At 68.8% G+C, this 25,378-nt stretch carries 28 protein-coding genes; 8 read left to right on the top strand and 20 right to left on the bottom strand.

The genetic code is table 11. The features are described from left to right. Positions 1–47 precede the first annotated feature (47 nt). From IHD13_RS12265 to IHD13_RS12245, 5 genes are all read right to left on the bottom strand, one after another. On the bottom strand, positions 48–488 hold the full coding sequence (locus tag IHD13_RS12265) for a universal stress protein (protein ID WP_195861339.1): 441 nt from the start codon (positions 486–488) through the stop codon (positions 48–50). Between the two features lie 24 nt (positions 489–512). Continuing rightward, positions 513–1,796 (bottom strand): TRAP transporter large permease, encoded by a 1,284-nt coding sequence (locus tag IHD13_RS12260; RefSeq protein WP_195861338.1) that lies wholly within the window; start codon positions 1,794–1,796, stop codon positions 513–515. Between the two features lie 28 nt (positions 1,797–1,824). Then, positions 1,825–2,403, bottom strand: a complete 579-nt coding sequence (locus IHD13_RS12255) for a TRAP transporter small permease (RefSeq protein ID WP_195861337.1) — start codon at positions 2,401–2,403, stop codon at positions 1,825–1,827. Between the two features lie 202 nt (positions 2,404–2,605). Further along, a complete protein-coding gene (locus tag IHD13_RS12250; RefSeq protein WP_195861336.1) occupies positions 2,606–3,622 on the bottom strand; it encodes a TRAP transporter substrate-binding protein in 1,017 nt (338 codons plus the stop codon). Positions 3,623–3,713: 91 nt separating this feature from the next. Beyond that, a complete protein-coding gene (locus tag IHD13_RS12245) occupies positions 3,714–4,286 on the bottom strand; it encodes a TIGR02444 family protein (RefSeq protein WP_230086278.1) in 573 nt (190 codons plus the stop codon). Between the two features lie 71 nt (positions 4,287–4,357). Here IHD13_RS12245 and IHD13_RS12240 point away from each other — a divergent pair, with 71 nt between their 5' ends. Further along, complete coding sequence (locus tag IHD13_RS12240) at positions 4,358–6,304, top strand: ATP-binding cassette domain-containing protein (RefSeq protein ID WP_195861335.1); 1,947 nt, start codon at positions 4,358–4,360, stop codon at positions 6,302–6,304. 18 nt (positions 6,305–6,322) lie between these two features. Then, positions 6,323–6,583, top strand: coding sequence for an outer membrane protein assembly factor BamE domain-containing protein (bamE, locus tag IHD13_RS12235; RefSeq protein ID WP_230086277.1), 261 nt, complete (start codon positions 6,323–6,325; stop codon positions 6,581–6,583). An 11-nt stretch (positions 6,584–6,594) separates the two neighbouring features. Here the strand turns inward: bamE and dtd are convergent, their stop codons facing one another. The 3 genes from dtd to thiD form a co-directional block, all read right to left on the bottom strand. Next, positions 6,595–7,032, bottom strand: coding sequence for a D-aminoacyl-tRNA deacylase (gene dtd, locus IHD13_RS12230; RefSeq protein WP_195861334.1), 438 nt, complete (start codon positions 7,030–7,032; stop codon positions 6,595–6,597). A gap of 95 nt (positions 7,033–7,127) precedes the next feature. Then, positions 7,128–7,973 (bottom strand): universal stress protein, encoded by an 846-nt coding sequence (locus IHD13_RS12225; RefSeq protein WP_195861333.1) that lies wholly within the window; start codon positions 7,971–7,973, stop codon positions 7,128–7,130. 72 nt (positions 7,974–8,045) lie between these two features. Continuing rightward, positions 8,046–8,858 (bottom strand): bifunctional hydroxymethylpyrimidine kinase/phosphomethylpyrimidine kinase, encoded by an 813-nt coding sequence (gene thiD / locus IHD13_RS12220; protein WP_230086276.1) that lies wholly within the window; start codon positions 8,856–8,858, stop codon positions 8,046–8,048. Positions 8,859–8,917: 59 nt separating this feature from the next. On the opposite strand from thiD, the gene IHD13_RS12215 reads away from it, so the two are divergent. Next, the gene (locus tag IHD13_RS12215; protein ID WP_195861332.1) at positions 8,918–9,355 is read left to right on the top strand and encodes a YqaA family protein; all 438 of its coding nucleotides are present in this window, start codon (positions 8,918–8,920) and stop codon (positions 9,353–9,355) included. 33 nt (positions 9,356–9,388) lie between these two features. Here the strand turns inward: IHD13_RS12215 and IHD13_RS12210 are convergent, their stop codons facing one another. From IHD13_RS12210 to IHD13_RS12190, 5 genes are all read right to left on the bottom strand, one after another. Further along, positions 9,389–10,792 (bottom strand): TRAP transporter large permease, encoded by a 1,404-nt coding sequence (locus IHD13_RS12210; protein WP_195861331.1) that lies wholly within the window; start codon positions 10,790–10,792, stop codon positions 9,389–9,391. After that, on the bottom strand, positions 10,792–11,352 hold the full coding sequence (locus IHD13_RS12205) for a TRAP transporter small permease subunit (RefSeq protein WP_195861330.1): 561 nt from the start codon (positions 11,350–11,352) through the stop codon (positions 10,792–10,794). Before IHD13_RS12205 ends, IHD13_RS12210 begins: the two co-directional genes overlap by 1 nt. An 83-nt stretch (positions 11,353–11,435) precedes the next feature. Further along, on the bottom strand, positions 11,436–12,257 hold the full coding sequence (locus tag IHD13_RS12200; protein WP_195861329.1) for an endonuclease/exonuclease/phosphatase family protein: 822 nt from the start codon (positions 12,255–12,257) through the stop codon (positions 11,436–11,438). Positions 12,258–12,261: 4 nt separating this feature from the next. After that, positions 12,262–12,900, bottom strand: a complete 639-nt coding sequence (locus tag IHD13_RS12195) for a thiol:disulfide interchange protein DsbA/DsbL (protein WP_195861328.1) — start codon at positions 12,898–12,900, stop codon at positions 12,262–12,264. A gap of 163 nt (positions 12,901–13,063) precedes the next feature. Beyond that, positions 13,064–13,678, bottom strand: coding sequence for a c-type cytochrome (locus IHD13_RS12190; RefSeq protein WP_195861327.1), 615 nt, complete (start codon positions 13,676–13,678; stop codon positions 13,064–13,066). A gap of 374 nt (positions 13,679–14,052) precedes the next feature. Here IHD13_RS12190 and yihA point away from each other — a divergent pair, with 374 nt between their 5' ends. Beyond that, a complete protein-coding gene (gene yihA / locus IHD13_RS12185) occupies positions 14,053–14,661 on the top strand; it encodes a ribosome biogenesis GTP-binding protein YihA/YsxC (protein ID WP_195861326.1) in 609 nt (202 codons plus the stop codon). Between the two features lie 6 nt (positions 14,662–14,667). Here the strand turns inward: yihA and IHD13_RS12180 are convergent, their stop codons facing one another. The 7 genes from IHD13_RS12180 to argH are packed head-to-tail and all read right to left on the bottom strand — an operon-like array spanning position 14,668 to position 20,697. Beyond that, positions 14,668–15,414: an HAD family hydrolase gene (locus IHD13_RS12180; protein WP_195861325.1), complete on the bottom strand. Its 747-nt coding sequence runs from the start codon at positions 15,412–15,414 to the stop codon at positions 14,668–14,670. Then, complete coding sequence (locus tag IHD13_RS12175; RefSeq protein WP_195861324.1) at positions 15,411–16,331, bottom strand: tyrosine recombinase XerC; 921 nt, start codon at positions 16,329–16,331, stop codon at positions 15,411–15,413. The genes IHD13_RS12180 and IHD13_RS12175 overlap by 4 nt, the downstream gene beginning before the upstream one ends. After that, positions 16,318–17,046, bottom strand: coding sequence for a DUF484 family protein (locus IHD13_RS12170; RefSeq protein WP_195861323.1), 729 nt, complete (start codon positions 17,044–17,046; stop codon positions 16,318–16,320). Before IHD13_RS12170 ends, IHD13_RS12175 begins: the two co-directional genes overlap by 14 nt. Before the next feature lie 28 nt (positions 17,047–17,074). Next, positions 17,075–17,908: a diaminopimelate epimerase gene (gene dapF / locus IHD13_RS12165; RefSeq protein ID WP_195861322.1), complete on the bottom strand. Its 834-nt coding sequence runs from the start codon at positions 17,906–17,908 to the stop codon at positions 17,075–17,077. After that, complete coding sequence (gene lysA, locus IHD13_RS12160; protein ID WP_195861321.1) at positions 17,908–19,176, bottom strand: diaminopimelate decarboxylase; 1,269 nt, start codon at positions 19,174–19,176, stop codon at positions 17,908–17,910. The genes dapF and lysA overlap by 1 nt, the downstream gene beginning before the upstream one ends. Before the next feature lies 1 nt (position 19,177). Next, positions 19,178–19,303, bottom strand: coding sequence for an LPS translocon maturation chaperone LptM (gene lptM, locus IHD13_RS18230; RefSeq protein ID WP_230086275.1), 126 nt, complete (start codon positions 19,301–19,303; stop codon positions 19,178–19,180). Continuing rightward, entirely contained in the window at positions 19,303–20,697 is a 1,395-nt protein-coding gene (gene argH / locus IHD13_RS12155) for an argininosuccinate lyase (RefSeq protein WP_195861320.1), read from the bottom strand. Before argH ends, lptM begins: the two co-directional genes overlap by 1 nt. Before the next feature lie 225 nt (positions 20,698–20,922). Between argH and hemC the strand changes: the two genes are divergently transcribed. The 4 genes from hemC to IHD13_RS12135 are packed head-to-tail and all read left to right on the top strand — an operon-like array spanning position 20,923 to position 25,291. Further along, positions 20,923–21,864, top strand: a complete 942-nt coding sequence (gene hemC, locus IHD13_RS12150) for a hydroxymethylbilane synthase (protein WP_326838350.1) — start codon at positions 20,923–20,925, stop codon at positions 21,862–21,864. Next, positions 21,864–22,658, top strand: coding sequence for a uroporphyrinogen-III synthase (locus IHD13_RS12145; RefSeq protein ID WP_195861319.1), 795 nt, complete (start codon positions 21,864–21,866; stop codon positions 22,656–22,658). Before hemC ends, IHD13_RS12145 begins: the two co-directional genes overlap by 1 nt. A 6-nt stretch (positions 22,659–22,664) precedes the next feature. Continuing rightward, complete coding sequence (locus IHD13_RS12140) at positions 22,665–24,071, top strand: uroporphyrinogen-III C-methyltransferase (protein WP_195861318.1); 1,407 nt, start codon at positions 22,665–22,667, stop codon at positions 24,069–24,071. Continuing rightward, positions 24,068–25,291, top strand: a complete 1,224-nt coding sequence (locus IHD13_RS12135) for a heme biosynthesis HemY N-terminal domain-containing protein (RefSeq protein ID WP_195861317.1) — start codon at positions 24,068–24,070, stop codon at positions 25,289–25,291. Before IHD13_RS12140 ends, IHD13_RS12135 begins: the two co-directional genes overlap by 4 nt. Positions 25,292–25,378: the final 87 nt, after the last annotated feature.

The raw sequence follows: 25,378 nt of genomic DNA, 5'->3' as shown, positions 1-25,378 counted from the left end.
GGCCGGGGGCCGGCACGCTGACTCAGGGAAGGTTTGTTGACGGTGGTTCAGACCACCAGGGTGGGGCACTTGGCCATGCTCGCCACCCGCTGGGAGACGCTGCCCAGCAGGTAGGAGGTCTTGTCGCCGTTGGTGCCCTGGGAGCCGATCACGATCAGGTCGATATCGCGCTTGCGGGCGAAGCGCACGATGGTACTGGAGGGGCGCCCGCCCTTGACGAAGGCGCGCACCTTGGGCGCGCCCCGCTCCAGGGCATCGTGCTTGGCCTGGACGGCGATCTCGGTGGCGTACTCCTTGAGGGCGTCGTCGGGAATATCCAGCTTGTTGGGGCGGACCATGGAGAGGGAGGCCTCCAGCAGGCTGTGGTGCTTGAAGACGCAGAGGATATAGAGCTCGGCGCCGGTCAGCTTGGCCAGGTCCACGGCCTTCTCCAGGGCCTTGAGGGCACCCTTGGAGCCGTCAACCGGCAACAGGATTCTTTCGAACATCGTCGTCTCCTCCTTGAGCCAGGATCAGCGGAACGCCAGATCCCGGAGGAACAGGGCGATTTGCGGGAAGATGATGATCAGGGCGGCGGCCAGCACCAGCATGAAGACGAAGGGCGGCGTGCCACGGATCACCTCCCAGTAGGGGCGCTTGAAGATGGCGATGGCGGTGAAGATATCGCAGCCGAAGGGTGGCGTCGCCGAGCCGATGGCCACCTGCAGGGTGATCAGCACCCCCACCAGCACTGGGTCGAGCCCGGAGGCGGCGATGGCCGGCGCGAAGATCGGCGTCAGCACCAGGATCACCACGATGGGGTCGACGAACATGCAGGCGATAAAGAAGGCCACGCAGATGGCGATCAGCACGCCCACGGGCCCCGCCTCGTTGATGCCTGCGGCCCCCAGCACCGCCTGGGGAATCTGCGCGAAGGAGATGATCCAGGAGAAGCCGTTGCCCGCCGCCACCAGGATAAAGACCACGGCGGTGATCAGGCCGGTGGACTTGGCGATGGCATAGATATCCGGCAGCTTCAGGGAGCGGAAGATGGCGAATTCCAGGATCACCGCATAGAGCACGCAGGCCGCCGCCGCTTCGGTGGGGCTGAAGATGCCGCCATAGATGCCACCCACGATCAGCACCGGGAAGCCCAGCGGCCAGAGGGCGCCCTGTACCGCCAGGGCGCGCTCCTTCCAGCTGCTCCTGGGTTCGGTGGGGACCTTGTTGATGTAGGCGTAGGCGATGCAGTAGACCGAGAACATCGCCAGGATCAGCAGGCCCGGGCCGATGCCGGCGATAAAGAGCTCGCCGATGGAGGTGCCGGAGATGACCCCGTAGATGATCATGCCGATGCTCGGCGGGATCAGGAAGGCGATATCACTGGAGTTGATGATCAGCGCCAGGGTGAAGGGGTCCTTGTAGCCGGCCTTGAGCATGCGCGGGCGCAGCGGCGACCCCACCGCCACCACCGTGGCCTGGGTGGAGCCGGAGACCGCACCGAAGAGGGTGCAGGAGGCGGCGGTGGAGACCGCCAGGCCGCCCTTGATATGGCCCACGAAGCTCATGACCATGTTGATCAGGCGGTTGGCGGACTGGCCCCGGGTCATGATGTCGGCGGCCAGGATAAACATCGGCACGGCGATCAGCGCCGTGGGGCGGATGCCGCCCATCAGCTGTTGCACCAGGGTCTCCATCTGACCGGTCCCGCCGAAGGTCATATAGAAGCCCACGAAGGCCGCCGTCAGCAGGGGCACCATCATGGGAAAGCCCAGCAGCAGCAGCACGATCATGATGGTCAGGATAGTGGCTGTCATGGTTGTGAGTCCTCGCTAGCGTCCGGCATCAGACTTCCGTTTCCGTGTCCTTGTAGCCATCCACCACATGGGTCGAGATATAGACGTCCCGGGAAGTGAGGTTCTTGATGGCGGTGAGCAGGTACTGGATGCCGGTGATGGCGAAGCCCACCGGGACCCAGACGAACATCATCCAGACCGGAATGCTCAGCGAGGGCAGCACCCGGCCACGGCTATAGGTAGTCTGGATATAGCCGATGGAGTAGTAGCAGAGCACGAACATCACCAGGGCGGTGAAGGTGCAGATGATGATCATCAGCCAGCGCCGCCCGCCGGTGGGCAGGGCGTCATAGATGGCCGACATGCGGATATGGCGCCCATGGCGGGCCGCATAGCCGATACCGGCGAAGGTGATCATCACGATCAGGATGCGATTGATCTCCTCGGAGAAGTGCAGACTCTCGCCGAGGGCGAAACGACTGACCACATTGGCGATGGTATTGATGGCCATCAGGATGACCCCCATGGCCAGTATCACCGCCTCCGCCTTGCTGATCCCTGTGTCTATCCAGCCGAGGGGGCCGGGCAGGGTCGAGCGGTAGTTCTTTTCGGATTCTTCTTCGGTCATGTGCCCATGCTCCTGTGGTCTTCCCTGGGCGTTGCGCGCCGCCTGCCCCTCAGGGTATGGCAAGGTCCGTGGCGACGACCTTGCGGTCCGCCAACGCTGATTGGCCGGCGAGCCGAATCGGAGAAGCGGGTGGGAGGAAACAAGCGGGGCAGCCAAGTGGCTGCCCCGGATTCCTCGTGTGACGATCAGGCGCCGGTGGCGCTTAGTCGCCGCTCACGGCTTCCAGGTCGGCCTTGAACTGCTCCAGCAGGGCCGCACCGCGCTCGCCGGTCATCTCGACGAAGCGCTCCTCCACCTGGGGAGCCCGGGCGCGGAAGGCCTCGATCTGCTCCTCGGTGAGGCGTGTCACGGTGACCTCGTCGGAGGCCTCCTGGATCTTGGCCAGGGAGTCGTCCGCCAGCCCGGAGATATGCTCCAGGGTGTGCTCGTAGGCGTGCTGGGCCGCGTCGCGCACCAGTTGCTGCTCATCCTCGGAGAGGCCGTTGAAGAAGTCCTGGTTGGCCATCATGGCGGTGGTGAACCAGCCATGGCCGGTGAACACCAGGTTGGGAGAGACTTCATAGAGGCCGCCGGACTCGATCCAGAAGATCGGGTTCTCCTGCCCCTGGATGATGCCGGTCTGCAGGCCGCCATAGACCTCGCCCCAGGGCAGCGGCGTCGGGGTCGCCCCGAAGGCGCGATAGGTTTCGGAGAGCAGCGGGTTGGTCATGATGCGGATGTTCTTGCCGCGCAGGTCCTCGGGCGCGGTGAAGGGTTCATCCAGGGTGACCACCATCTCGCCTTCCGGGTACATCTTGAGCAGTTCCAGGCCCTGTTCGGCATAGAGCTCGGGGAAGTCCTCGTGGATCGCCTTGCTGTTGTTGAAGAACTCGACGACGGTCTCTTCGTCGGTGGGCAGCAGGTAGGGCACGAAGAAGATCTGTGCCTCGGGAATCAGCGAGCCGGTGAAGCCCGGAGACTGGTTGACGAACTGCAGGATACCCGCCTGGGCCTGCTCCATGATGTCGTCGGATTCACCCAGTTCGCCGAAGCGATAAACCTGTACGGTATTGTCGGAGTTCTCCTCGATATACTCCTTGAAGGCGACGGCGAAGACGTCCTGAACGTCGCCCTCGAACTCCTCGTGGGCATAGCGCCAGTTTGCGGAGTGAGCCGCGGCGGACATGCCCAGCAGCAGGGCGCCAATGCTCGCGGATGTCAGCAGTTTGGTAGCCTTCATTCTTATTTCCCCTTGGCAGTTTCTGGCCGGTCACTCGACCATGATGAGCGGATGAAATTGAAGTAAATCAAGACGCTCCACTCTCTTGAGGCTAGCCGTCGGCGGATAGGGGGTCAAGTTGGGTTTCTAGGGTTTGCAGCGCCCAGAGTTGCGTTTTTTTCTGCATAAGTCCGGCATTTATGAGCCGTTCCGCCAGGCTGGATTCCCCCGTCTGGAGGGGGCGAATGGCGCCGCCGCCAGTGGCCAGGTCGGCCAGTCGGCGCAGGGTTTCCCGTTCGGCCAAGAGTTCGGCCCGCTGCAAGGCTTGCCGTAGCTCGGCGAGTGTCGGGTCGGTAAGGGCTAACTCCTTGAGGGCGCGTCGGCGGTCGCGCAATGGCCGGGTCATCTCGGCCTGCCAGGCGCGAATCGGGGCCAGGTGCGTGGGGGCATCGTCGTCCGGGGTCAAGCCGTGGCGTTCGAGCCAGCAGGCCCAGAGCAGTTCGCAGACATCGACGCCGGCCTGGTCCTGCAGGGCCAGGCAGGCCGCCTCCACGCCGGGGCGTGCATAGAGGGCGAGGGCCTGATCCCAGAGCGACAGGGCCCAGGGGCCGGCCCGGGCGGTCACGCCATGGCGGGCCAGCCAGGCCCGCAAATGGTGGCGCAATTGGGTAGAATGCATGCTCATCGAAGGCTGCTCCTGCGCTAGCGTCCCCGGAGGCGGCGAGGCGGCCCGCCATTCCCGTTATCGGAGCCGGCATGATTGCATTCCGTCAACTCGCCCTGCAACGCGGCACCCAGCCGCTGATCGAAGACGCCGACCTGACCCTGCACGCCGGCCACAAGGCCGGTATCGTGGGGCCCAATGGCGCCGGCAAGTCGAGCCTGTTCAAGCTCCTGCTGGGCGAACTGGCCCCCGACAAGGGGGAGGTGGAGCTGGCCGGCGGGGTGCGCATCGCGCATATGGCCCAGGAGGTGGAGGCGCTGGATCGCCCCATCGTCGACTATGTACTGGATGGCGACCGGGCCCTGCGCGCCACCGAGGCGGCCCTGGCCGCGGCCCAGGACGCCGGCGACGCCCATCGCGAGGCGGAGCTGCATGGCCAGATCGAGGCCCTGGACGGCTACAGCGCGCCGTCTCGGGCCGCCCAGCTGCTGGTCGGGCTGGGCTTTGCCCAGGCCGACCTGTCGCGCCCCCTGGCGGATTTCTCCGGGGGCTGGCGGATGCGCGTCAACCTGGCGCGCACCCTCTTCATGCCCTCCGACCTGCTGCTGCTCGACGAGCCCACCAACCACCTGGACCTGGATGCCCTGCTATGGCTGGAGCAGTGGCTGATCCGCTACCCGGGCACCCTGCTGTTGATCTCCCACGACCGCGACTTCCTGGACGCGGTCTGCGACCATATTGTGCACTTCGACCGGCGCCGCCTGGTGCTCTATCGGGGCAACTACAGTGCCTTCGAGCGCAGCCGTGCCGAGAAGCTCGCCCAGCAGCAGGCCGAGGCTGCCAAGCAGCAGGCCCGTCGCGAGGAGATCGAGCAGTTCGTGGCGCGCTTCCGGGCCAAGGCCACCAAGGCGCGCCAGGCTCAGAGCCGCCTGAAGATGCTCGAGCGCATGGAGACCATCGCCGTGGCCCATGTGGACTCGCCCTTCCATTTCACCCTGCCCGCCGCCGAGAAGACCTCCCACCCCTTGCTGGTGCTGGACGAGGCGCGCCTGGGCTACCGTAGCGAGGCCGGCGAGACGGTGCAGCTCGACGAGGTCAAGCTGAGCCTGCTGCCGGGGCAGCGCATCGGCCTGCTGGGCCCGAACGGGGCCGGCAAGTCGACCCTGATCAAGTCGCTGACCGGCGAGCTGCCCCTGCTGGGCGGCACGCGTATCGAGGGGGAACACCTGGCGGTGGGCTATTTCGCCCAGCATCAGCTGGAGGGGCTGGATCTCTCCGCCTCACCCTTCCTGCATGTGCAGCGTCTCTCGCCCCGGGCCAGCGACCAGGAGATCCGCAACTTCCTGGGCGGCTTCGGCTTCCGCGGCGACGATGCCTTCGCCGAGGTGGCCAACTTCTCCGGCGGCGAGAAGGCGCGCCTGGCCCTGGCCCTGGTGGCCTGGCGGCGTCCCAACCTGCTGCTGCTCGACGAGCCCACCAACCACCTGGATCTGGAGATGCGCGAGGCCCTCACCGAGGCCCTGGCCGGCTTCGAGGGGGCGGTGATCCTGGTCTCCCACGATCGCCACCTGCTGCGTGCCACCGTGGACGAGTTCTGGCGGGTGGCGGATCACCGCCTCGAGCCCTTCGATGGCGACCTGGAGGATTACCGGGCCTGGCTCAAGGCGCGCCTGGAGGGAGAGCGCCGCGAGGCCCGGGCCGAGAAGGGCGAGCGCCAGGCGGAGGCCGCGGCCCCCAAGGAGGACCGCAAGGCGGCCCGCCGCGCCGCCGCCGAGCTGCGCGAGAAGCTGCGCCCGCTGAAGCGCCAGCGCGACAAGGCGGAGCAGGCCATGGAGAAGGCCCAGGCCGCCCTGGGCGAGGTGGAGGAACGCCTGGCGGATGCCACGCTCTATACGGAGGCGAGCCGCAAGGCGGAACTCACCGAGTTGCTGGGCCGCCAGGGCGAGCTCAAGTCGCGCCTCGAGACGCTGGAAGCGGAGTGGCTGGCCGCCGAGGAGGCGCTGGAGGCCATGGAAGCCGAGCTGTTGGCGGCGGAATAACTCCCGAGGAGGTGCCCCATGATCCTGCGATTCGTGCCGGTCGCGCTGCTGTTGGTCGCCCTGGTCGGCTGCGCCAATCCGCGACTGACTCTGGACAACTACCAGCGCCTGGAGGTCGGCATGAGCCGGGCCCAGGTCGAGGCGATCCTCGGTTCGCCCAAGGAGTGCCACGGCGCCCTGATGGTGGACCTCTGCACCTGGGGAAGAGGGGCGCGGACCATCCATGCCCAGTTCCTGGGTGGCGAGGCCCTGGCCTTCCAGTATCAGGGGCTCAACTGAGAGGGCCCGGCTCAGCTCTCCAGCAGGAAGGTCACCGGGCCGTCATTGATCAGCTCCACCTGCATCTCGGCGCCGAACTCGCCGGTGGCGACCCGTGGCCAGGCGGCCCGGGCCTGGCTCACCAGGTAGTCGAACAGCGCTTCGCCCTCGGCGGGGGGCGCGGCGCTGGAGAAGCTGGGACGCAGCCCCTTGCGGGTATCCGCGGCCAGGGTGAACTGGGAGACCAGCAGCAGGCCGCCCGCCACCTGCTGCAGGTCGCGATTCATCTTGCCGTCGTCGTCGGCGAAGACCCGATAGTGCAGCAGCTTGTGCAGCAGCTTGTCGGCTCGAGCCCGATCATCGCCCTTTTCCACCCCCACCAGGGCCAGCAGGCCCTGGTCGATGGCGCCCACTTCCTGGCCCGCCACCACCACCCGGGCGTGGCGTACCCGCTGAATCAAGGCTCGCATTGGCTCTCCTCCTGAGTGTCGGCGCAGGAGGGTAGCATGCTCATCGATCAGCGGCCCAGCAGGGCTCGAAATGGAATAAGGAATAACGGCCTACTCTACCAGGCGCGACACACCATGATGTCGCAATGGGGTTCGGCGAGCAGTTGAGCGGTCAGGCGGCGCTGCTGGCCGCGACGCCCGCGGTAGCCCAGGGCCAGCAGGTCCGGGGGCTGGCGCCGCAGCCGGGTCAGCAGCACCTCCAGGGGGTCGCCCTGCTCCAGCTCCAGGCTCAGCTCCGGGACCGACTCCACCTCGTTCATCAACTGATCCACTTCCCGCTCGAGCTGTTCGCGCAGCCGGGCCAGCTCGCCATCCCGCCAGCGGGCGAAGTCGCCGCTGGAGCCCAGCTCCCGCTCACCGGGGATATCCCAGGCGTGCAGCAGGGTCAGCCGTGACTCGGGGAAGCGCTTGAGGGTCTCGCGCAGGGTATGGCGACAGGTCAGCGAGAAGTCCACCGGTACGAGGATATCCCGCCACTCCTGGGTCACCGGGTGGATGGCCGAGATCACCGGGCAGGGGGCGCCACGGATCACCCGGGCCAGGGTGGTACCGGCCACCAGTTCCGGTTCGCCGCGCTTGCGATGCCCGCCGAGCAGGATCAGGTCGGCCTGGCGTTCGTGGGCCTCGCGGATGATCTCCTCGAAGGGCGTGCCGGCCACGGTCTGCAGCAGCACCTGGGGGGCGGGCAGCGCATAGTCTTCGCGGATATCGGTGAGCAGGCGCTCCATCTCCGCCACCACCGCCGGCTCCAGGTCGTGCAGCGCCTGGCGCGGCAGGTGGGGGTCGAGCACGTGCAGGGCATCGAGGCGGGCCCCGCTGTCCACCGCCAGTTGGATGGCTCGGCCGAAGGCGGCACGGTTCTCCGCCGACAGGTCACAGGCGAACAGCAGGGTGCGGGTCATGGTCTCTCCCTCCCTCGGGTAGTGGCGATGCCTCACCTCAGGATGGTGGCTTAACCGCTCCCCCGCAAGGCGTTACCACCAGGCGTGGAAGTGGTGCACCGGCCCCTGGCCGCGGCCGACGCCCAGCCGATGGCTCTCGGCCAGGGCCCGCTCCAGCCAGGCCTTGGCCTCGGTCACCGCCGCCAGGGGGGCGTCGCGATGGGCCAGGCAGGCGGCGATGGCCGAGGAGAGCGAGCAGCCGGTGCCGTGCAGGTTGGGAGTGGCGATACGTGGCCCATCGAGCCACTGGGCGCCATGCTCGTCCACCAGCAGGTCCGGGCAGCGCTCGCCGCGCAGGTGGCCGCCCTTGAGCAGCACCCGGGGGGCGCCCAGGGCCTGCAGCCGGGGCAGCAGCGCCTCCATGCCTTCGGCGTCGTCCGGGACCGGGGCGTCCAGCAGCACCGCCGCCTCCGGCAGGTTGGGGGTGATCAGGTCGGCCAGGGGCACCAGCAGCTCGCGTACCGCGCGGATGCCGGCGTCATCCACCAGCACATCGCCGCTCTTGGCCACCATCACCGGGTCGAGCACGACCCAGCGCGGGCGCCGTTGGGTCAGCGCCGCGCGGATCGCCTCGGCCACCTCGCGGCTGGCCACCATGCCGATCTTCACGGCGTCGATGGCGATATCGTCGAGCAGGGTCTCCAGCTGGGCGGCGATAAAGTCCGCCGGCACCGGATACACCCCGGTCACCCCCTGGGTGTTCTGGGCGGTCAGGGCGGTGATCACGCTGGTACCATAGGCACCCAGCGCCGAGAAGGTCTTGAGGTCGGCCTGGATGCCGGCGCCACCACTGGGATCGGAGCCGGCGATGGTCAGCAGCTTGGGAATCGGGGGAGTGTCGTTCATGGGGAGGTCTTGTCGTTGATGTCGCGGTCTAGCCTACTGCAAGGGGTGGGGGGCTCGCCATGCTGAGCCTCTTTTTAGTGGCCCTGGTCAGTGCCACCCTGCTGCCCGGCGGCTCCGAGGTGTGGCTGGCCCGGCTCTGGTGCATCGGCGAGCCGGCCCTGCTGCTCTGGGCGGTGGCCACCGCCGGCAACACCCTGGGCAGCCTGATCAATGTGTGGATGGGGCGCTATGCGCGGCGCTTCCAGGATCGCCGCTGGTTTCCCGCCTCGCCGGCGGGGCTGGCCCGGGCCGAGCGCTGGTATCACCGCTTCGGCGAATGGAGCCTGCTGCTCTCCTGGGCGCCGGTGATCGGCGATCCACTGACGGTGCTGGCCGGGGTCTTTCGCCTGCCCTGGTGGCGCGCCATCCTGCTGATCACCCTGGCCAAGGGCACCCGCTACGCGGTGGTGCTGCTGCTGGCCCAGCAGTGGCTGGCACCGCTTTGCGGCGGCGCCTGAGGGAAGCGGGGCCGGCAGCGCCGGCCCCACGGCTTACAGAATCGAGGGCAGCCAGGTGGCCAGTCCCGGGAAGGCGGCCAGGGCCAGCAGCATGCTGAGTTGCAGCAGGATAAAGGGAATCACCCCGCGATAGATGGCCGAGGTGGGGACCGAGTCCGGCGTCACCCCGCGCAGGTAGAAGAGCGCGAAGCCGAAGGGCGGGGTGAGGAAGGAGGTCTGCAGGTTGATGGCGATCATCACCCCCAGCCAGATGGGGTCAATGCCCATGGCCAGCAGCACCGGGCCGACGATGGGCACCACCACGAAGGTGATCTCGATGAAATCGAGGATAAAGCCCAGCAGGAACATCACCAGCATCACGATCAGCATGGCCCCCACCACGCCGCCGGGCATCGCCTCGAACAGCTCGGTGACCAGCTCCTCGCCACCATAGGCACGGAACACCAGGGAGAAGAGGGTGGCGCCGATCAGGATCAGGAACACCATGCTGGTGACCTGGGTGGTGGTGCGGGCCACCTCCTTGAGCATGGTCGGGGTCACCCGGCCCTTGACCCCGGCCAGTACCAGGGCACCGAAGGCCCCTACCGCCGAGGCCTCGGTGGGGGTGGCGAAGCCGCCGAGGATCGAGCCCAGCACGGCGACGATCAGCACCACCGGCGGTACCAGGCCCTTGAGCAGCAGCGGCCAGATGCTGCCGCGGTGGCCGAGCTCCTGCATCAGCGCCTGGCGGTCGGCGGGGGGCGCCAGCTGTGGCTTGAGCCAGGCGGTGATCGCCACATAGGCGATATAGGCCACCACCAGGATCAGTCCCGGGACCAGGGCGCCGACGAAGAGGTCGCCCACCGATACCGTCTTGGGGCTCCACACCCCCATGGAGAGCTGCGCCTGCTGGTAGGCGTTGGAGAGCACGTCGCCCAGCAGCACCAGGGCGATGGAGGGGGGGATGATCTGGCCCAGGGTGCCGGTGGCGCAGATGGTGCCGGTGGCCAGTGCCGGGGAGTAGCCGCGCTTGAGCATGGTGGGCAGCGACAGCAGGCCCATGGTCACCACGGTGGCGCCGACGATGCCGGTGGAGGCGGCCAGCAGCATGCCGACCAGGATCACCGCGATGCCCAGGCCGCCGCGCAGGGCTCCGAAGGCCAGGGCCATGGCATCGAGCAGGGTCTCGGCGACCCGCGACTTCTCCAGCAGCACCCCCATCAGCACGAAGAGCGGTACCGCCAGCAGGGTCTGGTTGGTCATGATGCCGTAGACCCGGTTGGGCATGGCGGCGAGGAAGTTGGATTCGAAGTGCAGCGCCACGCCCAGGGCCTCCAGGCCCAGGCCGAGGCCGGCGAAGGCCAGGGCGGTGCCGGCCAGGGCCAGCGCCACCGGGTAGCCGAGCATTAGCACGATGCAGATGGTCGCGAACAGGAAGAGCGGCATGTAGTCGAGCACTAGAGCACCTCCTCGTGCTCGGGGTCAGGGGCCGCCAGGCGGCCGCGCAGGATCAGCACCTGGCGAATCAGCAGGGCGATGCCCTGGATCAGCAGCAGCAGGGCCATCAGCGGAATCAGGCTCTTGACCAGGTAGACCACCGGCAGGTTGGCGTCCGAGGTGCGTTCCAGGATGGCCCAGCTGCTGCGCACGTACTTGAGGCTGCCGAGGCCGATGAAGAGCACCACCGGAATCAGCAGGAAGAGGGTGCCGGCCAGGTCGATCCAGGCGCGGCCCTTGGCGGAGAGGCGGCGATAGAAGATGTCCACCCGCACATGGCCGTCATGCTTGAGGGTATAGGCGGCCCCCAGCATGAAGACGATGGCGTGCATGATCATTACCGACTCCTGCATGGCCATGCTGTGGATGCCCAGGGCGTAGCGCATCACCACTAGCACGAACTGCACCAGCATCATCGCCAGGGTCAGCCAGGCGATGGCCCGGCCGAGGGTCTCGATCACGCCCTCGATCCACCCGAGCCACACCGGTTCGCGGCCCGTCGGTTCGCGAGTCGTTGTCATGGGAAGGTCTCGTTATTGTTCAACGGAAGGCGGCATCATCGCCGATTCGACGCCGGACGTCATCCGCTGCCCTCAACGAGGTATCAGTTCTTGGTGGCCTGGATATGCTGATAGAGGGCGAGCTGGCAGGCGTTTGGCAGGTGAACGTCCACCGCCACCGGCAGGTGATCCGAGAAGAGGTGATCCAGGACGCGCACCTCCTCGGCCACCAGGGAGTCGGATAGCAGAATATGGTCCAGGGCCCGGCGGGGCTGCCAGGAGGGGTAGCTGAGCAGCGGCTTGACCGGATGCAGGGGCAGGGCCGCGCAGAAGTTGGGGTGGGCGTGGATCTGGTCCGGGGTGCAGTTGAGATCCCCCATCACCACCACATGGCGCAAGGGGGTAATCAGCTCGCTGAGGTAGTCGAGCTGGCGCATGCGACCGCGGTGACTCAGGGCCAGGTGAGCGACGAAGAGGTGCAGGGCGTCGGGGCCCTCGCCGTAGCGGGCATGGATGGCGCCGCGGCCGGGCAGGGTGCCGGGCAGGCGGTGCTCCTCGATATGCGCCGGCGGCAGCCGCGACAGCAGGCCGTTGCTGTGCTGGGCGAAGCGTCCCAGGTTGCGATTGAGCTGCTGGAAGTGGTGGGGGAAGCCGGCTCGTTGCGCCAGGTACTCCACCTGATTGATCTGGCTGGAACGGAAGCTGCCCCCGTCGACCTCCTGGAGGCCGACGATATCGAACTGCCCGAGGACCTCGCCGACCATGTCCAGGCGCCCCCGCCGCTTGGGGTGGGGCAGCAGGTGCTGCCAGCTGCGGGTCAGGTAGTGGTGATAGGCCGAGGTATGAATGCCCACCTGCATATTGAAGGTGAGCAGGCGAAGATGGTCCGGCTGATGGAAGGGTCTCATGGCCTCGGCCTGGGTCATGGGGTTACTCGCCTCGCTCCTGACGCACCTTGTCGATCAGGGCCTCGGCGATCTGCGGCATGTTTTCCAGGCTGCCCGCGCTGGAGGGGCTGACCAGGTAACGACCGTCGATGATCAGGGCCGGGACTCCCATCAGGCGCATGGCGCGCATGCGGCTATGGGCCTGGTTGACCCGGGAGCGGACGCCGAAGGAGGTCAGCGCCTCTCGAGCCTCCGCCTCGTCGACCCCATGCTCGGCGAAGAAGGCGGCCACGTCGTCGGTATCGGTGAGGCGTTTGCCCCGCTGGTGGATGGCGTCGAAGATCTCGGCATGCACCTCGTCGAGGATGCCCAGGGCCTCGGCGGCATAGTAGACCCCGGCGTGGAGGTTCCAGTCGCCGCCCATGGTGGCGGGCATGTGCACCACGCTGACGTCGTCCTCCAGGGTGGGGTACCACTCGCTCACGCTCGGCTGCAGGCGATAGCAGTGGGGACAGCCATACCAGAAGGCCTCGGTGACCTCGATCTGCCCCTCGTCCACCACCGTTTCCACCGGGCTGGGCAGCCGCTCGTAGTGCTGGCCCTCCACCAGGGGGGTGGACTGGGCCTGGGCCAGGCCGGCCAGGCCGAAGATCGCCAGGGATGCCATCAGGGGCTTGAGCATGCGAGAACTCCTTGGAGCATGAATAGGGGTAAAGGTAACAGGATTCGCCGCCCCTTGCCGGGCGCGTCGCTGGGTTTGAGCGCGATGGGGCGGCGGGGTTCCCAAACGACCGGGGGCGGCCATCTGGCCGCCCCCGGTCGTGAAGCGCTAGGCCGGCACGGCCTCAGTGCAGGCCCAGCACATAGTTGGCCACCGCTTCCATGTCGCGGTCGCTCATCTTGGCGGCGATATCGCGCATGATGCCGTTGGGGTCATTGGCGCGCTCACCGCGGGCGAAGTCCTGCAGGGTGGCCACGGTGTAGTCGGCGAACTGGCCGCTCAGGGCCGGGTAGACGGCGGAGCCGATGCCCTGGCCGGTGGGGGTGTGGCAGGCGGCACAGGCCGGGATGCCCTTGCCCATGTCGCCGGCACGGTAGAGCTCGCGCCCACGGGCCACCAGCTCCTCGTCCGGGTCGGCCTGCCCCAGGTTGGCGTCCTGCTGGGCGAAGAAGGCCGCCACGTCCCAGGCATCCTGGTCGCTGAAGTTGTCCACCTGACCGGCCATCTGCGGCACCGGGCGCTCGCCGTCACGGATATCCATGATCTGCTTGGCCAGGTAGGAGGCCTGCTGGCCCGCCAGGTGCGGGAAGGCCGGAGAGGGGCTGATGCCCGTCTGGCCGTGACAGGCGGCGCAGGTCTGCGCCTTCTCGCGACCCGCGGCGGGGTCGCCCTGGAGGTCGGCGTGGGCCACGCCCACTGCGCCCATGGTCAGGGCCAGGCTTGCCAGTAACTTTCTCATCGCTAATCCACTATGCCGTTGATTGTTGACCGGAACGTATCCTGGGCGCCGCCCGCTGTCCATGCTGCGCCTCTATCGGGCGCGGTTCGTTGTCGGCGAGAGCAGGGTGGTACACTAACGTGCCCCAGGTCGCTGAAAAATACAGGGCATTATAACGACTCGCCGGGGTGAGGTGAATCTGTGCCCGACCTGCCACCTAAAGGAAACACCGCATAAATGGCTGCACGGGTGAATCACTGCGTTGCGCGGTGCTCGAAATCCTCACCTATACCCCATAGGCTCCGGTTTCTGTGCGCCGTGCGCCTTGTGCTTCATTCCGCTCGCCGATTTATTCAATGTTTCCCCTAAGCCGAACTTTCGCCAGGATCCCTTCCATGCCGTCTCTTAACTACCAGACCGCCCGCTTTCTCACCAGTGCGCCGACCCTGGCCCAGTGCCCGCCGGACGAGGGGCGCGAGGTGGCCTTCGCCGGCCGCTCCAACGCCGGAAAGTCCAGTGCCATCAACACCTTGACCCAGCAGAAGGCACTGGCACGCACCTCCAAGACCCCCGGGCGCACCCAGTTGATCAACTTCTTCACCCTGGGGGAGGAAACCGGACGGCGCCTGGTGGACCTGCCCGGTTACGGCTTCGCCAAGGTGCCGGAGAAGGTCAAGCTGGAGTGGCAGCGCCACCTGGGCGAGTACCTGCGCGGGCGGGCCTGCCTGGCCGGCCTGGTGCTGGTGATGGACGTGCGCCACCCGCTCACCGAGTTCGACCAGATGATGCTGGGCTGGGCCGACGAGCAGTCGATGCCGGTGCATATCCTGCTGACCAAGGCCGACAAGCTGAAGAGCGGTGCCGCCAAGGCGGCCCTGCTGCAGGTGCGTCAGCGCCTGCGCGAGTGGGAGGACCTGGTCAGCGTGCAGCTCTTCTCGGCCCTCAAGCGCGAGGGCGTCGAGGAGGCCCGGGCACGGCTGGATGGCTGGTTGGCGGCCGAGTAACGGCCGTCAGGCCTGGCCCTGGAGCCGGGCCAGCAACGCCGGCAGCTCGCGCACATGGGTGAGGCGGTGGACCCCCGCCGGCAGCGCCTCATCCGCGGCCTGGCCATGACGATCGATCCAGGCCACCCGCATGCCCAGGCGGCGTGCCGGCAGCACGTCTTCCTTCCAGGAATCGCCCACGTGCAGGGCCCGTGATGGGGCGCTGTCGAGTCGCGCCAGGGCGGCCAGGAAGGGGCGGGCGTCGGGCTTGGGGGCGAGCAGCTCGCCGGCGATGATCGACACCGGGAAGTGACGCACCAGGGGCAGTCGATTGAGGTCCACGTTGCCGTTGGTGATGGTGGCCAATCGGTATTCTCCCGCCAGTGCCTCCAGCAGGCCATCCACTTCTGGGTAGGGATCGAGGCGGTGGCGCAGTTCCAGGAAACGCTCCATGGCGGCGGTGGCCCACATCTCGGCTTCCTGGGAGGCGAGGCCATAGGCCTCCAGCAGTTCATAGAGGCTACGGCGGCGAATCCAGGTGAAGTCGCCGCGGCGCAGCGGGAAGCGCCGCGCCACCTCGCCGCGATGCTGTACATAGGTGGGCAGCGGGAAGCGCTCGCCATAGCGACCCAGCTCGGCCAATCGGGCCTCCAGCCAGGTGCTCAGGGCGCTGTCCAGCCAGTGGTAGTGGCCCTGTTCTGCGTGCTCCATCACCGGGCCGTTGTCCCACAGGGTGTCATCCAGATCGAAGGTCAGGGTATCGAGGCGCGTCATGGGTCATCCTGGCCGCCCTCGGGGCGGCGGCGTGCGCGTGGGTGGGCGGCATCGTAGCTGGCGGCCAGGTGCTGCCAGTCGAGGCGGGTATAGACCTGGGTGGTGCTCAGGTTGGCATGGCCCAGCAGTTCCTGCACCGCGCGCAGGTCCTGGCTCGATTCGAGCAGGTGGCTGGCGAAGGAGTGACGCAGGCGGTGGGGGTGCAGGTGCTCGGCGAGGCCGCGCTCCCGGGCCAGCCTGGCCAGGCGCAGCTGGATGGCGCGATGCCCCAGGCGGCTGCCCCGCTGGCCGACGAAGAGCGCCGGCTCACCCTCCCGGGCCAGCTGGCCACGCACCCGTAGCCAGGCATCCAGGGCCTGGCGGGCCCGCCGGCCGATGGGCAGCTGGCGCGGCTTGGCGCCCTTGCCCAATACCCTCAGGCGACGGGGCTGGAGGTCGTCCAGGTCGAGCCCGGCCAGCTCCGCCAGGCGCAGGCCGCAGGAGTAGAAGAGCTCCAGCATGGCCTGGTCGCGGCGGGCTAGGGGTGAGTCGTCGTGGGGGGCGTCGAGGAAGCGTGCCAACTGGTCCACGTCCACCGGCCTGGGCAGGTGGCGGGGCTGGCGGGGCGCCTGGGAGAGGCGCACCGGATCGTGATCCAGGCGATCCTCCTCCACCAGGTGGGCCACGAAGCGTGACAGGGCGGCGCGGCGCCGGGCCAGGCTGCGCGGCGCCAGGCCCCGGGCCCGCTCCTGACCCAGGAAGCGCCGCACCAGGGCGGCATCGAGCTGACCCCAGTCGGCCAGCGCCGCGGCCTCGGCGAAGGCCAGGAAGGCGCTCAGGTCGCGGCGATAGGCGGCCAGGGTGGCCGGGCTTGCCTCTCGCGCCAGGGCGCCGAGGAAGGCCTCGAGTTCGTCGGCGAGGGCCTCAGCGGGGGGCATCCCCGGCCCTCCCGTGATGCACCAGCAGGCGTGCCACCACCTCGCCGAGGTACTCGGTGAAGAGGGTGTCGAGGCTGGCGCGGAAGTGTTCGGTGTCGTGGCTGGCCAGCACCAGGTAGCCCAGCGGCTCGCCCAGAGTCAGCCGGGTGATCACGCAGGAGCCGGCCTGGGCCGGCGCCTTGGCATGGGGCAGCAGCAGCTTCCAGTCGGTGGCGGAGAGCCGGGTGCAGCGACTGTTGCGCCCCTCCAGCAGGGCCCCCAGGCGTTGCCCGGCGGTGTCGTCGAGCACCTGGCGGGGCGCCTGGGGCGGGTGCGGTTCGCGGTCGGTGAGGCTGGCCGGGCACCACAGGGCCACGGCGCTGGTCTGAAACTGCTCGGCGAGCTGCGTGGCCAGGGTCTGGCCCAGGGCGTCGCCATCCTCGGCCTCCAGCAGGGCCAGTACCAGGGCCCGGGTGCGGCGATACTGCCCCTCGTTATGGCGGGCCGAGTCGAGCAGCTGTTCCAGCCGCCATTCGGCGGTCTCGGCCCGCTCGCGCAGGTCATGAACCAGGCGCTCCAGCAGCGAGATGGCGCCGCGCCCCTCCGGGTGGGGCACCTTGAGCTGTTGTAGGAGCCCCTCGCGGCCGACGAAGAAGTCGGGATGACGGGCCAGCCAGTGGGCGACCCGTTCCGGGTCGAGGGTCTGGCGGGGCTCGGGGGCCTGGGCGCGCGTCATGGGCAACTCCTCGTCGTGGTGGTGGGGGTCAGTTCAGGGGAACCCGGCCCTCGAAGACCCGCTCCGCGGGACCGGTCATGATCAGGGGCGCGCCGTCGCCGGCCCACTCGATGGTTAGCTCGCCACCGGGCAGGCGCACCGTCACCGGGCTCTCCAGCAGCCCCTGACGGATGCCGCTGGCCACCGCGGCGCAGGCACCGGTGCCGCAGGCCAGGGTCTCGCCGCTGCCCCGCTCGTAGACCCGCAGGCGGATCTCGTGGGGCGAGACCACCTGCATGAAGCCGGCGTTGACCCGCCGGGGGAAGCGCGGGTGGGACTCGATGGCCGGGCCCAGCCGCGCCACCGGGGCGCTGTCCACGTCATCGACCCGTAGTACCGCATGGGGGTTGCCCATGGAGACCACGCCGATCTCGAGGGTTTCGCCCTCCACCGTCAGGGGGTGGCGCAGCTGGTCCGTCGCGGCCTCGAAGGGCAGTGCCTCGGGGGCGAAGCGGGGCGGGCCCATGTCGACGCTGACCCGGCCATCCTCCTGGACCACCAGGGTCAGGGGACCGCCGGCGGTCTCGACGCGAATCTTGTGCTTGTGGGTCAGGCGCTGGTCACGCACGAAGCGGGCGAAGCAGCGCGCGCCGTTGCCGCAGTTCTCCACCTCGCTGCCGTCGGCGTTGTAGATGCGGTAGCGGAAATCCAGGTCCGGGTCCCGGGGCGGCTCGACGATCAGCAGCTGATCGAAGCCGATGCCGAAGTGGCGATCGGCGAGCTGGCGGATCTGCTCGTCGCGCAGCCGGGCCCGCTGGGTGACCAGGTCAACGACCATGAAGTCGTTGCCCAGGCCGTGCATCTTGGTGAAGTGCAGCAGCATCAGCGGGCCTCCGGCAGCAGGGCCTCACCCTCCCAGAGGGCCTCCAGGCGCTCGCGGCGGCGCACCAGGTGCACCTGGTCGCCATCCACCATCACCTCGGCGGGGCGCGGGCGGCTGTTGTAGGTGGAGGCCATGACGAAGCCGTAGGCACCGGCGGAGCGCACCGCCAGCAGGTCGCCCTCGGCGATGGCCAGTTCCCGCTCCTTGCCCAGGAAGTCGCCGGTCTCGCACACCGGGCCCACCACGTCATAGGTGGCGCTCTCCCGGGGTGGGCGGGTGTCCACCGGCAGGATGCGCTGCCAGGCCTGGTAGAGGGCGGGGCGGATCAGGTCGTTCATGCCGGCGTCGACGATGGCGAAGTTCTTGGTCTCGCCGGGCTTGAGGTACTCGACCCGGGTCAGCAACACCCCGGCATTGGCGGCGATGGAGCGCCCCGGCTCGAACAGCAGGGTGAGGCGCTCGCCGCCGGGCCAGGCGGCCAGGCGCTCGAGCAGGGCACGGGCGTAGTCGAAGGGCGCCGGTGGGCGCTCGTCCCGGTAGGGCACGCCGAGGCCGCCGCCGAGGTCCAGGTGGTCGATCTCGATGCCCGCCTCGCGCAGTCGCTCGAGCAGCACCAGCAGGCGATCCAGGGCGTCGAGGAAGGGGGCGAGCTCGGTGAGCTGGGAGCCGATATGGCAGTCCAGGCCGCTGATGCGGATATTCGGCAGGCGCGCGGCCAGCTCGTAGACGCCCAGGGCCTCATCCACCGGGATGCCGAACTTGTTGTCCTTGAGGCCGGTGGAGATATAGGGGTGGGTGCCGGCGTCCACGTCCGGATTGACCCGCAGCGAGACCGGCGCCACCTTGCCGAGGCGTCCGGCCACGGCGTCGAGCCGCTCGAGCTCCGGGCGCGACTCGACGTTGAAGCACTTGATGCCGGCCTCCAGGGCGCGAGCCATCTCGGCCTCCTGCTTGGCGACCCCGGAGAAGACCACCTTGGCCGGGTCGCCGCCGGCGGCCAGCACCCGTTCCAGCTCGCCCACCGAGACGATATCGAAGCCGGCGCCGAGGCGAGCCAGCAGGCCCAGCACCGCCAGGTTGGCGTTGGCCTTGACCGCATAGCAGATCAGGTGGGGGTGGCTGCCCAGCGCCTCGGTATAGGCGCGGAAGTGGCGCTCCAGGGTGGCCCGGGAGTAGACATAGCAGGGGGTGCCGAAGCGCTCGGCGATCGCCGCCAGGGGCACGTCCTCGGCATGCAGGACGCCGTCGCGGTAGTCGAAGTGATCCATCTCAGGCCTCGTTATCGGTGGGGGCGGCCGCCTCGGCGGGCGGCGTCTCCGGCAAATACAGCGGGCCCTGCTGGCCGCAGGCGGTCAGCAGCATCAGCAGCAGGGCGCCCAGGGCCAGCCGGGCCATCAGCGCAGCGCCTTCAGGGCGTCGCGGGCCCGCTGGGCCGCGGCGCGCACCTGGTCGGGGGCGGTGCCGCCGATATGGTTACGGGCCGCCACCGAGCCTTCCAGGGTCAGTACCTCGAAGACGTCCGCCTCGATCACCTCGGAGAACTGGCGCAGCTCGTCGAGGCTCATCTCGGAGAGGTCCTTGGCCTCGCGGATGCCGAAGGCCACCGACTCGCCGACGATCTCGTGGGCGTCGCGGAAGGCCACGCCCTTGCGCACCAGGTAGTCCGCCAGGTCGGTGGCGGTGGAGAAGCCCTTGCGGGCCGCCTCGCGCATGCTGTCGGCCTTGGCCTCGATGGCCGGCACCATGTCGGCGAAGGCCTTGAGGCAGTCCTTGACGGTGTCCAGGGTGTCGAACAGGGGTTCCTTGTCTTCCTGGTTGTCCTTGTTGTAGGCCAGCGGCTGGGACTTCATCAGGGTCAGCAGGCCCATCAGGTGGCCGTAGACCCGGCCCGACTTGCCGCGCACCAGCTCCGGCACGTCCGGGTTCTTCTTCTGCGGCATGATGGAGGAACCGGTGCAGAAGCGGTCGGGAAGGTCGATGAAGTCGAACTGGGCGCTGGTCCACAGCACCAGCTCCTCGCTCATCCGCGACATGTGCATCAGCAGCAGGCTGGCGAAGCTGGTGAACTCGATGGCGAAGTCGCGATCGCTCACCGCGTCCAGGCTGTTCTCCGCCGGGCGCTCGAAGCCCAGCAGCTCGGCGGTGACGTGGCGGTCGATGGGGTAGGTGGTGCCGGCCAGCGCCGCCGCGCCTAGGGGCATGACGTTGACCCGCTTGCGACAGTCGAGCAGGCGCTCGTGGTCCCGGGCCAGCATCTCCTGCCAGGCCAGCAGGTGGTGGCCGAAGGTCACCGGCTGGGCGGTCTGCAGATGGGTGAAGCCGGGCATGATGGTGTCGGCCTCACGGTCGGCCAGGGTGATCAGCCCCTCGCGCAGGCGCGCCAGTTCGGCGGCGACGATATCGATCTCGTCGCGCAGGAAAAGGCGGATATCGGTGGCCACCTGGTCGTTGCGGGAACGGCCGGTATGCAGCTTCTTGCCGGTGATGCCGATCTTGTCGGTGAGCCGTGCCTCGATGTTCATGTGCACGTCTTCGAGCTTCACCGACCAGGGGAAGTCGCCGCGGCGGATCTCCTCGTCGATCTCGCCCAGGCCGGCGACGATGGCATCGCGCTCGGCGTCGGTGAGCACGCCGACCCGGGCCAGCATGGTGGCGTGGGCGATGGAGCCCTGGATATCGTGATGGGCCAGGCGTTGGTCGAAGTCCACCGAGGCGGTGAAGCGTTCGACGAAGGCATCGGTGGGCTCGCTGAAACGGCCGCCCCAGGACTGGTTGGTCGACTTCGTCATCGGAGGAGAAATCCTGCAAGTTGGCTGACAAGGTAATGCCTGGCAGTGTACCAGAGTCGACGGGGCAGGCCATGCCAGCGTCGCTCGTCGCAGGCACGACGCCAGGGGCGTTTTTCCTTATCTGGCGACTGCTTTATGATGGGGTAATAAAAGCGGGGCTCGATCCCGCGCCAACGATTCATGGGAACGCCCGCCAAGGTGCGGGCCCCGCGACGGGAGAATCACGTGTCCGCCATCACTACCCTGCGCATCGCCACCCGCAAGAGCCTGCTGGCCCTGTGGCAGGCCGAGCATGTCCGCGACCGCCTCCAGGCGATCCACCCCGGCCTCGAGGTGGAGCTGGTGGCCATGTCCACCCGCGGCGATCAGATCCTCGATGCGCCCCTGGCCAAGGTCGGCGGCAAGGGGCTCTTCGTCAAGGAACTGGAGGAGGCGATGCTGGACGGGCGGGCCGATATCGCCGTGCACTCCATGAAGGACGTGCCCATGCACTTTCCCGAAGGGCTGGGGCTGTCGGTGATCCTCGCCGGTGCCGAACCTACCGACGCCTTCGTCTCCAACCAGTATGCTAGCCTCGACGAGCTGCCCGAAGGGTCGCGGATCGGCACCTCCAGCCTGCGGCGCGGCCTGCAGATGAAGGAGGCGCGTCCGGACCTGGAGATCCTCAACCTGCGAGGCAACGTCCAGACCCGCCTGGGCAAGCTCGATGCCGGCGAGTTCGACGCCATCATTCTCGCCACCTCCGGGCTGCGCCGCCTGGGCCTGGGCGAGCGCATCGCCATGGAACTGCCCCCGGAGGTGTGCTTGCCGGCCTGCGGTCAGGGGGCCCTGGGCATCGAGTGCCGCACCCACGACGCCGATCTGGTGGCGCTGCTGGCGCCCCTGGATGACGCCGAGACCGCCACCCGGGTGCGCGCCGAGCGGGCCATGAATACCCGCCTGGAAGGGGGCTGCCAGGTGCCCATCGGCGGTCATGCGATCCTCGAGGACGATGGCCGTACCCTCTGGCTGCGGGCCCTGGTGGGCAGTCCCGATGGCACCCGGGTGCTGCGCGCCGAGGGCCGCGGCTCGGCCTTCGAACCGGAGACCCTGGGGATTCGGGTCGCCGAGGACCTGCTCGCCCAGGGCGCCGGCGAGATCCTCGCCGAGGTTTACGGCGACGCCTGATGGAGGCGGCATCGCGGGTCCTGATTACCCGGCCGGGGGAGCGGGCCCGGCCCCTGCGAGAGGCCCTGGACGCCCTCGGGGTGGCGAACGTCGCCCTGGAGGTGATGCGCCTGCAGGCCCTGCCGGAAACTCAGGCGCAGCGTAGCGTCTGGCTCGACTTCGATGCGTTTCAGCATGTCATCGTGGTCAGCCCCTTCGCCGCCGACTGCCTGGCCGAGGCCCTCGACCGCTACTGGCCCCAGCTGCCGCTGGGGCCACGCTTTTATGCGGTGGGCAGCGCCACCGCCGAACGCCTGCATCAACGGCTCGGGGTGCGGGTCCGGGTGCCGCCGCCGGGCCAGGGGGATACCAGCGAGGCGCTGCTGAGCCTGGCCGGGCTGCGTCGGCTCGATGAGCAGAAGGTACTGCTGGTGGCCGGCGAGGGAGGGCGGCCGCTGCTGGCCGAGACCCTGGGTGCCCGTGGCGCCCGGGTCACGCGTCTGGCACTCTATCGACGAGAGTGCCTGCCGCCCGCGCCCGAGGCGGCGGCCTGGCTGGCCCGGGGGGAGTACCGGGCGCTGGTGGTCACCAGCGGCGAGCTGCTGGAGCACCTCGCCCCCTGGTGTGGCGAGGCGGCGTTGAACCAACCGCTAATCGTTTCGAGCCCCCGCCTGGCTACACTGGCCGGTAGCCTGGGGTTCACCAAGCTTCATACGGCTACGGGAGCCACCCCGGCCGCCTTGGCGGCCGCCGTGGCCGGGGCCTGCAACCTGGATGGCGCCGAACCCGATCATGACGATCTCGACAAGGGCTAGCGATAGATGAGCAAGCAACCACACGATCAGGACGAACGGCCGGCGCCCGGCGCCGCTTCCCAAGAGCCCGCCGATCAGGCGGGCGCGGCCGCGGAGCAGGAGAAGGGCAATCGCGGCGGGCGACGCCGGCGCGGCGGACAGGGGCAGTCGGCGAGTGCCAAGGCAGGTGCCGCGGCGTCGGCCCCGGCGTCCGGTGAAAGCGAGGCCTCGTCCGACAAGGCCGGCACTTCGGCCCCTGGCAAGTCGACCTCCAGCAAGCCGGCGTCCGGCGGCAAGTCGGCTCCCCAGGGCTCGGCCGGCGCCGGCAAGCCAGGCAGCGCCAAGCAGGGAACCGGCAAGGCCGCGGCGGGTGGCGGTGGCCAGGGCGGGAGCCCGCCCGCCCAGGGGCAGGGACGCGGTGGCAAGGCGGGCCTGATCGCCCTGGTGCTGGTGGTGCTGCTGGCCCTGGTCGGCCTGTGGCTGGGCTGGATGGGCTGGCAGACCCTGGGCGAGCAGCGCGAGCGGCTGGCCGCCGCCGAGGCGCAGGTGCAGTCCCTGAGCGACCTCGAAGGACGCCTCGAGGCGCGCGCCGACGAGAGCCGGGCCGCCCTCGACAGTGCCCTGAGTGGCCTGGAGGGCGACTTCCGCGACTATCGCGGCGAGGTGGACGAGGCCCTGGATCGGGTCCTGGCGGAACTGGCTCGGGAGCAGAATGCCGACGAGCGCGAGTGGTTGCATGCCGAGGCGGCCTATCTGCTGCGCCTGGCCAACCAGCGGGTGCAGCTGGAGCGTGACCCGGAAGGCGCCGCGGCCCTGCTGCGCACCGCCGATGCGCGCCTGAGCGAGGCCGACAACCCGGCCCTGCTGCCGGTGCGTCGCGCCCTGGCCAGCGAGCTGGCCGCCCTGGAGGCGGTGCCGCGGGTCGATCGCACCGGCCTCTACCTGGCCCTGGACGCCCAGCAGCAGCAGCTGGCGACCCTGCCACTGGCCCAGGATGTGGAAGAGCTGGCGCTGGAGATCGGCAATGGCGGCGCGCCGACCGGCGGCTGGCGCGAGCAGCTGGGGCGCTTCGCCGGCGAGCTGACCTCCCTGGTGACGGTGCGCCATCACGACCAGGCCCTGGAGGCGCTGATCGCCCCGGAGCAGGAGGCCTACCTGCGCCAGAACGTGCGGCTGCTGCTCGAGCAGGCGCAGCTGGCCCTGCTCAAGGAGGAGGAGGCCCTCTATCGAGCCAGCCTCGACAAGGCCATCACCCTGGTGGAGGGCTACTACGCCACCGACCGGGACGGCGTCCGGAACACCCTGGCGCGCCTGGCCGAACTGCGCGAGCGGGCCATCCGCCCCGAGCTGCCCGATATCAGCGGCTCCCAGCAGGCCCTGAACCGTTTCATCGATAGTCGCTTCGGCGGCGCCGGGGAGGCGGGCGAGTCATGAGAAAATTGATCCTGCTCATCGTCGTCGGCCTGGCCCTCGGCGCCCTCTTCGGCCAACTGATGCAATCCTTCCCGGGCTACTGGCTGATCCGGGTCGGCGACACCTCCGTACAGACCTCCTTCTGGTTCGGCCTGGTGCTGCTGCTGGTGGCCTTCCTGGTGCTGCACTTCGCGCTGCGCATCCTGGTGCGGCTGCGCCGCCCGGTGAGTCGTCTCAAGCTGTGGAACAGCCGCACCCGCAACCGCAACGCCATGAAGCGCACCGTGCGCGGCCTGGTGGCGCTGGCCGAGGGTCGCTGGAAGAAGGCCGAGAAGTCCCTGGTCAAGGCCGCCGAGGACTCCAGCACACCCCTGGTCAATTACCTCTCGGCGGCCCTGGCGGCCCACTACCAGGGCAACTTCGATCAGGCCGACACCCTGCTCAAGCGGGCGCACCTGAGTACCGAGGGGGCCGATACCGCGGTGGGCATGATGCAGGCGCAACTGATGCTGGATCGCCAGCAGTTCGAGGAGGCCCTGGCCACCCTGACCCGCCTCGACAAGCAGTTGCCCAATCACCCCCAGGTGCTCAAGCAGCTCAAGCAGGCCTACCTCAGCGTCAGTGACTGGGATGGCCTGCGCCGCTTGATGCCGCGGCTCGCCGCCCAGCAGTTGATCGCCGAGGAGGAGCGCTTCGAACTGGAGAGGCGCGCTTACCGGGAGCTGCTGACCCAGGCCGCCCGTCACCCCGAGGACGTGGAGCGGGTGCGCAACCTCTGGGCCGACATGCCGGATAGCCTGCGCGGCGACGTGGGGCTGGTGGTGCTCTATGCGGAGGCGCTGGTGCGTGGCAAGCAGGAGGGCATCGCCGAGCGCCTGCTGCGTCACTCCCTGAAGGAGTGCTGGGACCCGCGACTGGTGCTGCGCTACGGGCTGCTCAGCGTCGATCCGGCCCGCCAGCTGGTGTATGCCGAGAAGTGGCTGCAGGAGCGCCCCAACGACCCGGACCTGCTGCTGACCCTGGGCCGACTGTCGCTGCGCAACGCCTACTGGGGCAAGGCCCAGGAGTACTTCGAGGCGAGCCAGCGCCAGCGCCCCAGCGGCGTGGTCTGCGCGGAGCTGGCCCGGCTCTATGCCAACCTGGGCGAGCATAACAAGAGCCAGCTCTACTACCGCCAGAGCGTCGAGCTGCTCGACAAGTCGCTGCCGGCGTTGCCCCAGCCCAGCGATCAGGACGACTGATCCCACCCTAATTCGCTTTGCTCTCCTGGGCGCCTGCGGGCGCCCTTTTTTCTACGGAGCCAGCCGTACTCTCTATCAGGCCGCCAG

This window comes from Halomonas sp. 328, from assembly GCF_015645095.1.
GTDB lineage: Bacteria > Pseudomonadota > Gammaproteobacteria > Pseudomonadales > Halomonadaceae > Bisbaumannia.
Note: the sequence above shows the minus strand (reverse complement) of the source record. Positions and strands in the feature narration are given on the sequence as shown.